Consider the following 13,644-nt stretch of genomic DNA (forward strand, 5'->3'; position numbering starts at 1 on the left):
ACGCGCTACGAATGCGCTAGCGCAGCAACACCTCGCGCAACCGCGCGAGTCGCAGTTGAGCATCGCGACGGGCAGCAAGCGCCTGCGTCATGGTGACCGGCAGGAAGCGCGCCTGGTGGTTCGGCTGCATTTGCCCGATCAGATCCATATCGGCGCTGATGACCGTGCCGATCGTGGCGTAGCCGCCACCGGACACCGCATCGAGATGCAGGATGATCGGTTCGAGCCCGGCTGGGACCTGAATCGAGCCAATCGGATAGCAGGCATCGACGATGTTCGAGGGATCGGAACCGGCGCCGAACGGCTGTTCACGCTCGCGGAACTTGAGCGGTCGGCCCTGCTTGTAGCGGTAACCGATGCGGTCCGCTTCGGGCGCAACGGTCCACGTGTCCTCGTAAAACGTGATCGACGATTCGTCCGTCAACCGATGAAAGTAGAGACCCGGCAGCACCCGCAGTTCGACTTCGCGGGCGAGCGGTGTACGCAGTCTCTCGGGCAGCTCGGTGCCTTCGCGAGCGGGGCCGCGCGTTTTTCCGATCCGCAACTGGTCGCCCTTTTGCAGGCGACGACCCTCGTGGCCGCCAAACGCACCCAGTGTGTAAGTGGAGCGGCTTCCGAGTACCACCGGTACGTCGATGCCACCGGCCACCGCGAGACAGGCTCGCGCGCCGCCCTTCACATATTCGAACGTCAGCGTGCTGCCAGCCTTGATGCGTAACGCGACGTTGCAGGCGTGGGCAACGCCGTCGATCTTGGGCTGCATCTCAGCGCCCGTCACGGCGATGAGCGTGTCCACATGAAACAGAAGTTGCGGGCCGAGTAGCGTGCATTCGAGCACGGCCGCGCCTTCGGGATTGCCCACCAGAAGATTGGCGGCGCGCAATGCGTACTGATCCAGCGCTCCGGACGGTGGAATGCCGACGTGGTAATACCCGAGCCGGCCCGTGTCCTGCACCGATGTGGCGAGGCCGGGTTTGACGACCTCGATGGCGTAGAGCGGGTTAGTCGGCATTGAGCACCTCGATCAACGAGCGGTTGTAGGCCTCCGGGTCGCGCATGAATGATGCGAGCGAAAAATTCACGTCGCGCACGCGCAATGAAAAGGTCCCTGCATCGACCGCGATCACGGTTTTGTCGTAAGTGTCGCGATCGATCGGCTTGAACTTGACGATGTCACCCGGACGAAAGAACACCATGAAGTCGTGCAAGTAATCCAGACGTTGTGCCGGATCGAAGATCGGTGCGGGCGTCACGCCGAACATCTGATACCCGCCCGCGCCGCGCACCGAGTAGATGCAACCGAAGCAGCCGCCATGGCCGACCGTCAGCCTCGGTGTATCGGTGCGCGGTCGCAGATATTTCGGCACCTGCAACTGACGGGCGCGTTCGACCATCTGGAACATGAACGGCAAGCCGGCCACGAAGCCGACCATGGAGACAAACCAGGGCGAGCCGGAGTGCGCCGCGATGAAGTCGTCGACATCCTTCTTCCCGTTGATCCGCGCCGCGTACTCCAGGTCCGTCGAGGTCGGGTCCTGATGTCGTTCGCGAAAGCGCATGAGTGTCTCGTGTGTCCACGGATCGTTGTAAAGCACGGGTACTTCGACGATACGCGTCGCCATGTCCAGATCCGTTGCGCCGGCGACCTCGGCCTCGATTTGCTGGAGCAATGCGAGCAGCGCATCCGGTTCGATTACATCGGGATCGTAGCGAACCTGGTAAGACGCGTTGGCGGGACAGATTTCGGTGACGCCATCCACGTTGCGACGCTGCAGTTCGCGCGTGATCGCGGTGCCCTTGAAGAACGCTTCGAGCGACATGTCTTCGCTGATTTCCACGAAAATGAACTCGTCGCCACCGAATGTGTAGCGGATCGTCATGCGGCCTCCTCGTCGCCGGCTGCTGTCGCTGTTCTGGCGCGCCAGTCCGTCATCCACGCTTCCAGGTAGTTGGTGTGGTAACGCCCGGCGCGGATATCGTCGTCTTCGAGCAGCGCGCAGTGCAGCGTCGCGGTGGTCTTGATGCCCGCGATACGCAGTTCGTTCAATGCCCGCTTAAGCCGTGCGAGCGCGGCAGACCGGCTCTCGTCAAACACAATCAACTTGGCGAGTAACGAATCGTAGAACGGCGGAACGACGTAACCCTGGTAGAGCATCGAATCGATGCGCACGCCGGGACCTGTCGGCCAGACCAGTTCCTCGATGCGACCGGGGCACGGACGAAAGTCATGCTCGGGGTCCTCCGCGTTGATCCGGCATTCGAGCGCGGCACCGCGCATCGCGATGTCGTCCTGCGTGAAACGCAATGGCTCGCCGTCGGCGATACGCAGCGTCTCCCGCACGAGATCGATTCCGGTGATGGCCTCGGTGACCGGATGCTCGACCTGGATGCGCGTGTTCATTTCAATGAAGTAGAACTCATCGCGTGTTTCATCGAACAGGTATTCCAGTGTGCCCGCGCTGCGATAGCCAACTTGCCTCGCAAGCCGCGTCGCGGACGTACATAGCGCGTGACGCACTGCCGGCGTGAGCGACGGCGACGGCGCTTCTTCGAGAATTTTCTGGCGCCGCCGTTGCAGAGAACACTCGCGTTCGAACAGATGGACGACATTGTCGCCGTCGCCGAGTACCTGCACTTCGATATGCCGGGCACGCGCGATGAATCGTTCGAGATACACCCCACCGTTGCCAAACGCTGCCTGTGCCTCGCGTTGCGCAAGCGGCAGCTCAGTGTCGAGTTGCGCGGCGTCGTGCGCCACGCGGATGCCGCGTCCACCGCCGCCGGCTGCGGCCTTGATCATCACCGGGTAGCCGATTCTTGCCGCGATCTCGCGCGCTTCATCGAGAGACAGGACGACACCGTTGCTACCGGGCACCGTCGGTACGCCGGCGCGCTGCGCGGTTTCTCGCGCCTTCGCCTTGTCGCCCATGGTGGCGATGACGTTCGACGATGGGCCTACGAAGATGATCCCGGCGTTCTCGACCTGAGCTGCGAACGCCGCGTTTTCGGAGAGGAAGCCATAGCCCGGATGAATGGCATCCGCTCCGCACTGCTCGGCCGCGGCGAGAATCGCAGCGGGGTTCAGGTAGCTTTTTGCGGCATGCGCGGAGCCGATGTGAATGGCCTCGTCGGCCATGCGGGCGGCCAGGCTCTCGCGATCGGCATCGCTTACTACGGCGACGGCCCGCATACCGAGCTCATGCGCCGCGCGGATCACGCGCACCGCGATCTCGCCACGATTGGCAACCAGCACCGTGCGGATGCGCTTCGGTTGATAGAACGGGTTTGTGGATCGGTCCGTGTTAGACGGGGTCATCGTGTTCATCCTTCGAGTCGCATCAAGACTTGTCCTGCATCGACGGGCTCGCCATCGTCGACGAGAATCTCGACAACGCGCCCAGCCATGCTCGCCTCGACTTCGTTGAACTGCTTCATCACCTCGACGAGCCCGACCACCGCGCCGCTTTCGATCGACACACCTGCTTCGACGTAGGGCGCGGCTTCCGGCGAGGCGCGTCGATAGAAGGTGCCAGGCAATGGGCTGACGATGTCGTGTAGTGGCATGGGTAGGCTCCTCTGTTTTTTTGGGGGTAGCTCGAACTAGCGGGCGATTGTGTATACCGGGGCCGCCACACGGATATCGTGACTTGTCAGCGCGGCGCGCGTAGCCTCGACGAGTTTGAATGCGCCTGGTGTGTCGCTGTGAATGCAGACCGAGTCGAAATCGATATCGATGTCGTCGCCATCGACCGTGGTCACCCGTCCTTCCACGCAGGCGCGCAGCACTTTCGCCGCTACGTGCGCCGGATCGAGTCGCGCGACGTGCCGTGTGAAGACGATCGAACCGCTGCGATCGTAGTCACGGTCCGCGTAAAACTCGCGGATCACCGGCTGGCCGAGTTCGCGTGCAATCCGGTAGGTCACCGACGCTTCCATGCAATACAGCAATAGCGTGGGGTCCAGCGCCTGGAGCGTTTCGATCAGCAGGCGCGAGAGTGCTTCGTCGCGCGCGGCGAGCATGTACAACGCTCCATGCGGTTTCACGTGCTGCACGCTGACGTGGTAAAGGCGCGCGAATTCGCGCAGTGCGCCAAGCTGAAAAACGATGTCGTTGACGAGCGCCTGCGGCGTCTCGGTGATGTTGCGGCGGCCGAAGCCGACCAGATCGCGAAACCCCGGATGCGCGCCGATACCGACGCCTGCCTGTTTCGCAAGTTGCACCGTGCGCGCCATGATGTTGGGGTCCCCTGCATGAAACCCCGTCGCAATGTTGGCCGAGCTGATGAGCGGCATGATGTCCTCATCGACGCCATCGCCGATCTTCCATGGGCCGAAACCTTCCCCCATGTCGGAATTCAGGTCGACGCTGCGCTTCTTCATACGGAATTTCCTCCTGGTCAACAGTCTTGCCGGCTAGAAAGGACGCTTGCCCGATCTGCTCGGATGAACGTTAACCGCTCACCGGTCGCCAAAATAGTTCTATTTTTATATGGCTCGTTATCTGTTTTTTAGATGAGGCTCCGTGGTATCTGGTCTGAGGAAATCGCACATAGGGCAGGCGAGCTAAGGGCCGAGCGACCAGGGACGCTTTTGATCGCTTGCGAAGGTAAGATATTGAGCGATGCAATATCACTTTTTCAGGTGGACGTTATGGCGTTGACGCTTCGGCAACTGAAATACTTCGTCGCCACGGCCGAACTCGGTCAGATCTCACAGGCGGCCATTCAATTGACGATTTCGCAGTCGGCTGTGACCACTGCCATCAAGGACCTCGAAGACAGCCTCGGTACGCAGCTCTTTTTGCGTACCGCTTCCGGGATGACCTTGACCACGACGGGGCAGCGTTTTCTGAACCAGGCGTACACGATCCTGTCGTCGGTGGACGAGGCCATGCGTACGCCAAACCTCGAAAGCACGCTCACGGGTACCCTCACGCTCGCCGCGAGCTATACCGTGCTGGGCTATTTTCTGCCGCATCATCTGCAACGGCTGAACACGCTTTATCCGCGGCTCACCATCCAGTTGCACGAGTTGAACCGCGAGTCGATCGAAGAGGGGTTGATCGCGGAGCGCTACGACATGGCCGTGCTGCTGACCTCGAACGTGGCGAATCCCGAACTGGTACTCGAGCCGGTGATTCATTCGGTGCGACGTCTGTGGTTGTGTGCGCAACATCCGTTGCTCAAACGCGAGAACGTGACGCTTGCCGACGTCGCTCCCGAGCCCTACGTGATGTTGACCGTCGACGAGGCGGCTTTTACGGCTTTGCGCTACTGGAACGAGACGCCGTACCGACCGAACGTGAAGCTACGCACGTCATCGGTTGAGGCGGTGCGCAGCATGGTCGCGAATGGCAGCGGTGTGGCGATCCTGTCGGACATGGTGTATCGCCCGTGGTCGCTGGAGGGCAGGCGCATCGAGACCGTGCAGCTACGCGACCCGGTGCCGCCGATGAGCGTCGGGCTCGCATGGCGCAGAAGTACCGGGTTGAGCCCGGCGATGCATGCGGTGCGCGAGTACTTCAGGCATACGTTTATGGAGCCTCGGGGGTTTGCGGGCGGGGGGTGAAGTGCGGCAGTGGCGGGGAGCTGCGAGATGACCTTCAATCCAGCTATTCGCTAGCAGACAGGATGCAAATCTGCTGTCATGTACACTTCGGCGACGGAACACTCGCCTCAATAGAAACGTCGCTTCGTATAGTGTTTTTTAACATTCGGGGACGCAGGCATGGCTATCTACTGGACCCTCAAGAGCATTCCAGAACTTTCGCAACTCACAGCCAAAGAGCGACGCCTGGCATGGCGGCGGACATATCTATCGACATTCCACCATTGGCAAACCTGGATGGGCATGGCTGGTTGCGCTGCGTGCGCCGCCTTGGGATGCTATCTGGGGATTCTCTGGGGTCATTCTTTGCTCGGTGCAGCCGTCGGCGGCGGAGTGGGCGGGTTCGTCTTTTCGCAAGCTTCCATCTATGTCGCTCGATTGCACTACAGCAATATTTTGCTCGGCAACAACCGATAATTTGTAGCTCCAATTCGAAGTGCTTCTTCTGCGGCCCTCCTTAGCGAAGCGCAGCCGCTATCGCCTCGTCAATCTGCAGCGCAAAGCGCGCTTCGACATCGGGCACCGTGTAGCCAATCGACAGTTCCAGATACGCGTCGCCTAACACCAGTTGAACGAACGTCGCCGCCCGCAATGCCGCGGTCGATTCGTCAAATCGCTTGCGCAGAATCTGTGCGGCGATGGCACGCACGACCTTCGCACCGTTTTCGTAAAACACCCGGCCGAGTTCCGGAAGACGCTCGGCCTCCGCAACGACGGCCCGGTAGAGCCTCAAAAGATCCGGCGTGATCAGGCTGCGTGCCAGCAACCATCCCAACTCGCGCAATTCGCCTTCCGGTGCGCCTTCGGATCGCTCGCCCACAGCGCCGGCAAGCAACGCACCCTCCTGAGTGCACATCGCGCTCACCAGCCCAACGAAGAGCGCTTCCTTCGACTTGAAGTGGCGGTAGACCGTTTGTTTGCCGACGCCGGCGGCCGCGGCGACATCGTCCATGGTTGCCAGACTGAAGCCTTCGCGTAAGAAAACGGCTTTTGCACCGTCGAGGATTGCAGACCGCTTGCGGGATTGCAGCGGGCTCAGGTCGGAGAGGGAAGAAGTGTCCATGCGAGAGAAATAGCAGATCGTCGAGTAGTTGACAAGACTGGGTAGTCTCGTTTAAATTCGCCACAACGAGACTGATGAGTCTCGTTGTATGACGAAACGACTTCGCAGCTAATCATTGGAGAACGCTTTGAAACTGTTCATGACAGGTGGTACCGGCTTTATCGGGCAAGCGGTCGCACGCAAGGCGATCAGCCTCGGCCATCAGGTAACGGCGCTGGTGCGCGAGGACAGCTCGGCGGTCGCCGGCGCGCTGGTCCGTCTTGGGGTGACCCTGCATTCCGGCGACCTGCGCGAGCCGCAGTCGTTCGCTGCAACTGCCGGTGCCGCCGATGGCGTGGTGCACGTCGCGTCAACCAACGATGCTTCCGCCGCTGCTGTTGATGAGGCCGCCGCTCTAGCGATACTTGCGCACTTGCGTCCGGGCGCGGCGTTTGTCTATACGTCGGGCACCTGGGTCTACGGCAATACGGACGGAGAACCTGCGACGGAAGCGTCGGCGCTGAACCCGACGCCGCTCATCGCGTGGCGGCCCGCAGTGGAGCAACAGGTGCTGGCGCTGGCCGCACGTCGCTCGATTGGCGCAGTGATCCTCAGGCCGGCGATGGTGTACGGCTACGGCGGTGGCGTCTTCGGCATGCTGGCCGGCATGGCGCGTCAGACCGGCAGTGTGAGGGTGATCGGCGATGGTCGAAACCACTGGCCTGCGGTGCACGTCGATGATCTCGCCGCCGCCTACGTGAGCGCGGTGGAGCGAGCGGCAAGCGGGGACGATCGGGTCGCTGGACAGATCTTCAACGTCGTTGCGGAAGATGCCGTTGCCGTTGCCGCAATCGGTGAAGCGATTCGGGTCTCGGTCGGCGCCGATCGTGTCGAACCGTGGCCGCTCGACGATGCTCGCCAATCGTTTGGACCGTTCGCTGATGCGCTCGCGCTCGATCAGACAGTAAGCGGCCAGCATGCCCGGCAGGTTCTTGCGTGGAAGCCCCACAGCCTTGGTCTGATTGCGGACCTCTCCGTACAAAAGCACTTTCAGCAAATTGACGGAGCATGATCATGGCGTGGAACAGTGCATCTCTTGAATCGATTCTCGCGATGATCGTCGCGGTTCTGTTCGTGGTCGCCGGGGCGATCAATCTCTCAGGACGCGGCGCGGTGAAGTCCGACTTCGCACGCTGGGGTTACCCAGCATGGTTTCGATGGCTTTGCGGCGCGCTTGAGTTGCTTGGCGCGGCACTTCTGTTTGGGCAACAAACCAGGGTTCTGGGCCTCGTGCTGGCCAGTGCGATCATGATCGGCGCGCTTTTCACGTTGCTACGAAACCGCGAGCCGTTTGCGCATCTTGCGCCGGCGCTGGTTTTTTCGGCGCTTGTAGCGGCTACTGTGGCGCTTCGCGGTTGAGGCGTGCTCGCCACCTGGGTATCGGGCCTGCTACGCTCTGAAGTTCTTGCCCAGCCAACCGCCGAGCGTGTAGTAGTGTCGAAAGACATAGTGCAACGGCTTCCACCGCTCGACATCGATCCGGCCACCTGGTGTGAGCAATCGCGTATGAACGTGGATACGCAGAGCCTTCAGTTCTGCGGCAACCATCTGATCGTCGTCGCTCCCGATCTTGTGAATGCGCACAACCTTCGCCTCGATTTGAACCGGACATTCCGCCACCCGATCGGGTGCTACGCATTCGCTTGCCCGGGTACTCAAATCGGCGCATTGAAACTTGTCACGTTCGAATCGATAGCCCATGCGTTGCTTGTCGTCGGGCACGATCTCGGAGCCCGTCGTGGCTGCAATCGCTTCGACGTTCTTCCACAGTGATGCATCTGGAAGATTGAGCACCGCTTCCGGGCGTTGAAGCACATTGCGATAGCATCGACCGGTTGTACTCAAGCCGATCAAGATCGTGTCCGATAGCGCCCAGTACGAAGAAATGGGGCTCAGATTCGTCGCTCCGTTGGGATTCACACTTGAAATCAACGCCACGGGAGTTCCGAAATAGAGAACGGGTAGTTCGGCAATGCTGGTCTGCATGACAGTCTCCTGGGGATTCGATGTCATGCATTCTTGACGCTAAACCGGGGGATACGTTTCAGTGGCTGATGAAGTGTCCGGCTTTGGGACACTTCCCTCGACGAGCAAATGTCGGGTTCGCTGCACGTCGAATAATCGAAGACACGCGTGCGACTGCCTCGCTGTGTACGTCCTCGCGCTATAGCTTCGCGCCTTTGCGAGCCGCAGTCTTTCGCGGGCGCTTCGCTTTCCCGCCCTGCGAATCGGTTTCTGCAAACGAAACGCCAGCCGTGAACGCTCGAATGAGTGTTGCTATTACCCGAAGCGCCGCAGGTTCCATCGAAATTCCGGCCTTCGCGGCGGCTTCAACATGTGCCGGATGCACGAACACAGTGACGGCATCGCGAACGACTTCCGCTGCAGCCTGAACGTCGTCGATCTGAAACTCCTCCTGGCTCACACCGTCCGCGAGAATCTCGACCACCAGGCGAGTAATTGCCTCAGCGTAGTCACGAACGATGTCCGGGCGCTCGTCAACGACCCGCCGATAAAGCTGGTACAGCTCAGGGTCGTCGGCGAACCGCTCGCGCTTGCGGCGGTGGAGTGCGAGAAGTAATCCGGTCAGCCGTTCGGAGGCCGGCTGCGGCGTGCCTGTGAACGAGCGCGCCAGTTCTTCCTCATCGCGCATCGCCGCTGTGACGATTGCGTCGAAGACCTCCGCTTTGGAACGGAAGTGGCGGTAGATCGTGGTGTGCGATGTGCCAAGTACGCGCGCGATGTCTACTACGTTCGTCTTTGCCTCCCCGAAACGCCGCACATGTGTGCGGGCCGCATCGAGGATCCGCTCTGTCGTGAGCGCGTCGTCACCGGGTTCTGTCTTGTCTGTCGTGTCCATAGTGCCGTGAGGATATCGCATCCTCCAGTGAATTGGAACAACGAACAAAATACAGAATTTGTTCGTTGTTAATTGTTCGTGTACACTACGGCCAATGCACTCAACGGGAGGCAGCGATGAATGACGCCGACAGTACACACCGTACGGCTTTTGTTACCGGAGGATCCGGGTTTGTAGGGAAGCGACTGATCCAGTCACTGGTCGCGCAAGGCTGGGAGGTGCGCGCCCTGGCCAGAAGCGAAGCCGCGATGGCAGCAGTCAGGGCGGTCGGCGCGATTGCGGTTCCTGGCGGGCTCGGCGACGTAAAAGCGCTGTCGCAAGGAATGGCCGGCAGCGAGGTAGTTTTTCACGTTGCCGCGCACTTCAAGCTTTGGGGTGAGCGCAAAGCGTTTGACGAGGTCAACGTCGGCGGTATGCAAGCCATCGTTGAGGCCGCAACAACAGGTCGATCCGTCCGGAAGGTCATCGCGGTGAGCGCCGCAGCGGTCGTGATGGGCGACCCCGAGCCGATACTGGAAGCGGACGAAAGTCTTCCTCTTCAGACGCGGAGTTTCGCGCCATACGGGTCATCCAAAGCGGAAGCGGAAAAGGTGTTGCTGGCTGCGAACGGCCGACGCAAAGGGCTTGAGACAATCGCGATCCGACCGCCGATGATCTGGGGCACAGACATGCCGATGCTCGATCAGATGGTGGAAACCGTAAAGGCCGGGAACTGGCAATGGGTGGACGAAGGTGTACAACCCACCTCGACCTGCCACGTCGACAATCTTGTCGAAGCCTTGATTCTCGCGGCCGATCACGGCCGCGGTGGCGAGGCGTATTTCGTCGCCGACGCTGAGACAGGTACGTTGAAAAGTATCTTGAGCGACCTGCTTGCGACCCGCAATGTCACGGCCTCGAACAAGTCAGTGTCTTTTCGTATGGCGTGGACGATAGCGGGTCTCATGGCTGGAGTCTGGCGTCTGTTCCGTCTTCGCGGCGAGCCGCCCATTACCCGGCAGATGCTCAGATTGATCGGCAAGCCGTTCACGATTCGCTTCGATAAGGCGCGTCGCGATCTTGGCTACATCCCTAGAGTGAGCTGGAAACAGGGCATCGAACAGATGTCGCGCTGATGCCCTGCCTGAGCTCCACTGCTCCGCCTCGTCAACGCCGCCCTTACTGAAGAACCGTAACAACCGGCACCGGCCGCGTCAGCAAATCGACATAGAGATTGAAGAACCGGTTGTTGTCGAACTGCGTGACATACGTGATCTTCTGCGGCGAAGCCCCTGCAGCCGGTTGATCCGGATACACCGTCACGTGCCCCTGATCCTCGCCACTCGTCGTGTCGATATCGAGGTAGGCGCTTTTCGTCTGCACGGCGTAGGTTGGATCCAGGAAGTAGGCGATGGTCAAGGTGTCGTAAATATTGGTGTTCTCGTCGACCGCCCCCGCGTTGATCGTGCCGTACACCTTCGTCACCGCCGTCTGCTTGCTCGGGTTGTTCACGATCTCGTTGTAGATGGTTTGCGTCAGCGGCACGGTGTTCGTCACGTCGAGTGGAATGACGCTCTGAGGGATCGTCGTTTGCAGAACCGTGCGCACCGCGAGCGGATCAAACCACCAGTTGAGTTCCCCTACCGCGTTTGCGTTGCCTGGTACCGCCATCGCACCACCCATGTAGACGATCTGCTTGATCAGCGGCACGATCTCCGGTGCCTTCGTGATTGCCGTGGCGAGATTCGTAGGCGGTCCGACCTCGAGAATCGTGACCTGGTTCGGATAGCGTTTGATGGTCTGGATCATGAAATCCGCGGCGCTTTGCGCCTGCAGTTTGGTGGACGTCGCAAAGCCGTCCGGCGGTGCGACAAGCTGCGACTGCGTGGTCGGTTCCGGTCGGCTCCATGCACCGAAATAGCCTTGCGGATTGGCAGCCTGTTGTGCGCGAATACTCGCGACGTTGTACTGCAACGGATAATCCGCGCCGCCGTACACGCCAACGGTGTTCTGTACGCCCATCCGCTCTACCGCCTTTAGCGCACCGGCTTCCTCCTGGAGCAACCAGTCATTCCCGGTTACGACCGTGAGACCCAGCAGGTTCACCTTTCCTTGTCCCATCAACTGGGTCGTCATCGCGAAGAGCTGACCGTCGTCGCCCATCGTATTGAAATCGGAATCGATGATGATCTTCGGTGCGTTGGTGTACGCGGGAGGTGCGGTCTGAATGCCTCCGCCGCAAGCTGCAAACATGAAGGGAATGGCAGGCAAGATTTGATATTTTAGGTTCATGATTGATCCGTTTTTATACTGACCAGACAGACGAGTACCCACGCAAAGACAGGATGGCACAGCTAACGGCAAAGCGCATCATCGATTCCGCCTTGTTTGCTTTCAACGGTTCAGTCGACAAGGCATACCGAATCGCCGACAATTCGATGCACCTGCATCTTTCCGGCGTTCTCGATGACATTGGCCATTCCAGATCTACCTGCGGTGCTTGAGACAGACCGCTTGATCATCCGATCCCCTCAACCTGGGGACGGTCCCGACCTGTTCGATGCGGTTGTCGATGCGTTAGCGGACCTAAGGCAGTTTCCCGCGTCCTTGCCTTGGGCGATGGAAATGCCATCTGTTGATGAGTCGGAGTCATTTTGCGTTGCCGGCTCCGAGAGTTTTCAGGCGAGAAAAGATTTCCCGTTTTTGTTTATCGATAAGACCTCGCGCATTGTCGTGGGCGCCGGAGGTCTTCACCGGCCAAGATGGACCGTTCCCGCTTTTGAACTCGGTTTCTGGGGTAGGTCTTCGTTTGTGGGTCGCGGCTTGTTCAGCGAGGCCGCGGATGCTTTAGTGAACTTTGCCTTTGCCAGTTTCGACGCAAAGCGTGTTGAGGCAATCTGCGACGATCTGAACGTACGCAGCATTCGAGTTTGCGAACGCATCGGCATGCAACTAGAAGGCGTGTTACGGCAGGAGCGACGGGCTCCGGACGGTAGTTTGCGAAACACACGAATCTATTCAAAATGTGAGTGAGCCGAAACAACATGCCGGAAACGAAACTCAAGGTAGCGGTGCTCTTTGGAGGAACGAGCGAAGAGCGCGCAGTCTCGATTGCGAGCGGGGCGCAGGTCATCAATGCGCTACGCAGTGTGGGGCATGAAGTACTTGCCATTGAAACGTCGCGAGGTCTTTTGACGGCCGAAGAGGAAGGTCGTCTCTTGAGTTCGCGGGTCGACGAAGTGCCACCTGCATCCGATGCGCTCGCGGTACTTCGGTCAGCCGAAGCAGGTCTGATCCGCTCTGCCGCGCTTGCTGATGTCGATGTCGTTTTTCTGGCACTTCATGGCGGGACCGGCGAGGACGGAACAATCCAGGCCATGCTGGACATGGCTGGGATGGCTTATACAGGTAGTGGCCATCTGGGCAGCGCAATCGCCATGGACAAAGACATGTCGAAGCGTCTGTTCGTCGCAGCTGGCATCGCGACACCTCGCTGGTTGATGGCGCCATCCGCGCCAGAAGAGATCTTGCGGGAGATTGGCTATCCACTGGTTGTTAAACCGAATCGGCAAGGTTCGACGGTCGGCTTGTCGGTGGTCAGGAATCCCGATGCGCTTGGTGCCGCTATCGAACACGCTTCTCAATTCGACAACGAGATCATGCTGGAGCAGTTCATTGCGGGAAGGGAGCTGACCGTAGGTGTGCTCGGTGACCGGGCATTGTCCGTTGGAGAGATCGTGATCGAACCGGACGCGATTTTCGATTACAAAGCGAAGTACCAACCCGGGGCAGTTCGCGAAATATTTCCGGCCGATCTGCCTGACCACGTCGTCGCGACCGCACAAGACGCAGCGCTGCGGGCGCACCGTGCGTTAAAGCTGGAAGGCTATAGTCGGGCGGATTTTCGTCTCGATGCGAACGGGCGCTTGTGGTGTCTTGAGGTGAACACTTTGCCGGGGATGACGGCGACGAGCTTGCTTCCTCAATCGGCGGGGGCTAGTGGGATCTCGTTTGCCGAGTTGTGTGAGCGGATTTGTCGCGCGGGGATCGAGCGACATAGGGGCAAGTAGGGTTCGGAGCGCCGACTATCGCCGGA

At 60.0% G+C, this 13,644-nt stretch carries 16 protein-coding genes; 7 read left to right on the plus strand and 9 right to left on the minus strand.

Features of this window, described 5'->3' with window-relative positions:
* Positions 1-16: 16 nt before the first annotated feature.
* The 5 genes from FNZ07_RS17090 to FNZ07_RS17110 are packed head-to-tail and all read right to left on the minus strand — an operon-like array spanning position 17 to position 4,380.
* Positions 17-1,012, minus strand: coding sequence for a 5-oxoprolinase subunit C family protein (locus FNZ07_RS17090; protein WP_091010270.1), 996 nt, complete (start codon positions 1,010-1,012; stop codon positions 17-19).
* The gene (locus FNZ07_RS17095; protein ID WP_091010272.1) at positions 1,002-1,880 is read right to left on the minus strand and encodes a 5-oxoprolinase subunit B family protein; all 879 of its coding nucleotides are present in this window, start codon (positions 1,878-1,880) and stop codon (positions 1,002-1,004) included. The genes FNZ07_RS17090 and FNZ07_RS17095 overlap by 11 nt, the downstream gene beginning before the upstream one ends.
* Entirely contained in the window at positions 1,877-3,316 is a 1,440-nt protein-coding gene (locus FNZ07_RS17100) for an acetyl-CoA carboxylase biotin carboxylase subunit (RefSeq protein ID WP_091010912.1), read from the minus strand. Before FNZ07_RS17100 ends, FNZ07_RS17095 begins: the two co-directional genes overlap by 4 nt.
* Positions 3,317-3,321: 5 nt before the next feature.
* Positions 3,322-3,564 carry an acetyl-CoA carboxylase gene (locus FNZ07_RS17105; RefSeq protein WP_091010274.1) on the minus strand — a complete coding sequence of 81 codons (243 nt, stop codon included), beginning with the start codon at positions 3,562-3,564 and terminating at the stop codon, positions 3,322-3,324.
* 36 nt (positions 3,565-3,600) lie between these two features.
* On the minus strand, positions 3,601-4,380 hold the full coding sequence (locus FNZ07_RS17110) for a 5-oxoprolinase subunit PxpA (RefSeq protein WP_091010275.1): 780 nt from the start codon (positions 4,378-4,380) through the stop codon (positions 3,601-3,603).
* Positions 4,381-4,650: 270 nt separating this feature from the next.
* Here FNZ07_RS17110 and FNZ07_RS17115 point away from each other — a divergent pair, with 270 nt between their 5' ends.
* Together FNZ07_RS17115 and FNZ07_RS17120 are read left to right on the plus strand one after the other, a co-directional pair.
* Complete coding sequence (locus tag FNZ07_RS17115) at positions 4,651-5,568, plus strand: LysR family transcriptional regulator (RefSeq protein WP_091010277.1); 918 nt, start codon at positions 4,651-4,653, stop codon at positions 5,566-5,568.
* 159 nt (positions 5,569-5,727) lie between these two features.
* Positions 5,728-6,024, plus strand: a complete 297-nt coding sequence (locus FNZ07_RS17120) for a hypothetical protein (RefSeq protein WP_091010279.1) — start codon at positions 5,728-5,730, stop codon at positions 6,022-6,024.
* Positions 6,025-6,064: 40 nt separating this feature from the next.
* Here FNZ07_RS17120 and FNZ07_RS17125 read toward each other — a convergent pair whose 3' ends face one another.
* Positions 6,065-6,670: a TetR/AcrR family transcriptional regulator gene (locus tag FNZ07_RS17125; protein WP_091010281.1), complete on the minus strand. Its 606-nt coding sequence runs from the start codon at positions 6,668-6,670 to the stop codon at positions 6,065-6,067.
* Positions 6,671-6,797: 127 nt separating this feature from the next.
* Here FNZ07_RS17125 and FNZ07_RS17130 point away from each other — a divergent pair, with 127 nt between their 5' ends.
* On the plus strand, positions 6,798-7,721 hold the full coding sequence (locus tag FNZ07_RS17130; RefSeq protein WP_091010283.1) for an NAD-dependent epimerase/dehydratase family protein: 924 nt from the start codon (positions 6,798-6,800) through the stop codon (positions 7,719-7,721).
* A gap of 2 nt (positions 7,722-7,723) precedes the next feature.
* Positions 7,724-8,068, plus strand: coding sequence for a DoxX family protein (locus FNZ07_RS17135; RefSeq protein ID WP_245811411.1), 345 nt, complete (start codon positions 7,724-7,726; stop codon positions 8,066-8,068).
* A gap of 30 nt (positions 8,069-8,098) precedes the next feature.
* On the opposite strand, the gene FNZ07_RS17140 is transcribed toward FNZ07_RS17135, so the two are convergent.
* Both FNZ07_RS17140 and FNZ07_RS17145 read right to left on the minus strand, forming a co-directional pair.
* Entirely contained in the window at positions 8,099-8,695 is a 597-nt protein-coding gene (locus tag FNZ07_RS17140; RefSeq protein WP_091010286.1) for a flavin reductase family protein, read from the minus strand.
* A gap of 178 nt (positions 8,696-8,873) precedes the next feature.
* Positions 8,874-9,569 (minus strand): TetR/AcrR family transcriptional regulator, encoded by a 696-nt coding sequence (locus tag FNZ07_RS17145; protein WP_091010288.1) that lies wholly within the window; start codon positions 9,567-9,569, stop codon positions 8,874-8,876.
* A gap of 116 nt (positions 9,570-9,685) precedes the next feature.
* On the opposite strand from FNZ07_RS17145, the gene FNZ07_RS17150 reads away from it, so the two are divergent.
* Entirely contained in the window at positions 9,686-10,684 is a 999-nt protein-coding gene (locus FNZ07_RS17150) for an NAD-dependent epimerase/dehydratase family protein (protein WP_091010290.1), read from the plus strand.
* Between the two features lie 43 nt (positions 10,685-10,727).
* Here FNZ07_RS17150 and FNZ07_RS17155 read toward each other — a convergent pair whose 3' ends face one another.
* On the minus strand, positions 10,728-11,840 hold the full coding sequence (locus FNZ07_RS17155; RefSeq protein WP_170275785.1) for a nucleoside hydrolase: 1,113 nt from the start codon (positions 11,838-11,840) through the stop codon (positions 10,728-10,730).
* Between the two features lie 174 nt (positions 11,841-12,014).
* Between FNZ07_RS17155 and FNZ07_RS17160 the strand changes: the two genes are divergently transcribed.
* On the plus strand, positions 12,015-12,581 hold the full coding sequence (locus tag FNZ07_RS17160; protein WP_091010292.1) for a GNAT family N-acetyltransferase: 567 nt from the start codon (positions 12,015-12,017) through the stop codon (positions 12,579-12,581).
* A gap of 11 nt (positions 12,582-12,592) precedes the next feature.
* Positions 12,593-13,618, plus strand: coding sequence for a D-alanine--D-alanine ligase family protein (locus tag FNZ07_RS17165; RefSeq protein ID WP_091010293.1), 1,026 nt, complete (start codon positions 12,593-12,595; stop codon positions 13,616-13,618).
* Positions 13,619-13,644: the final 26 nt, after the last annotated feature.

This window comes from Paraburkholderia megapolitana (assembly GCF_007556815.1).
In the GTDB taxonomy this organism is placed as follows: Bacteria; Pseudomonadota; Gammaproteobacteria; order Burkholderiales; family Burkholderiaceae; genus Paraburkholderia; species Paraburkholderia megapolitana.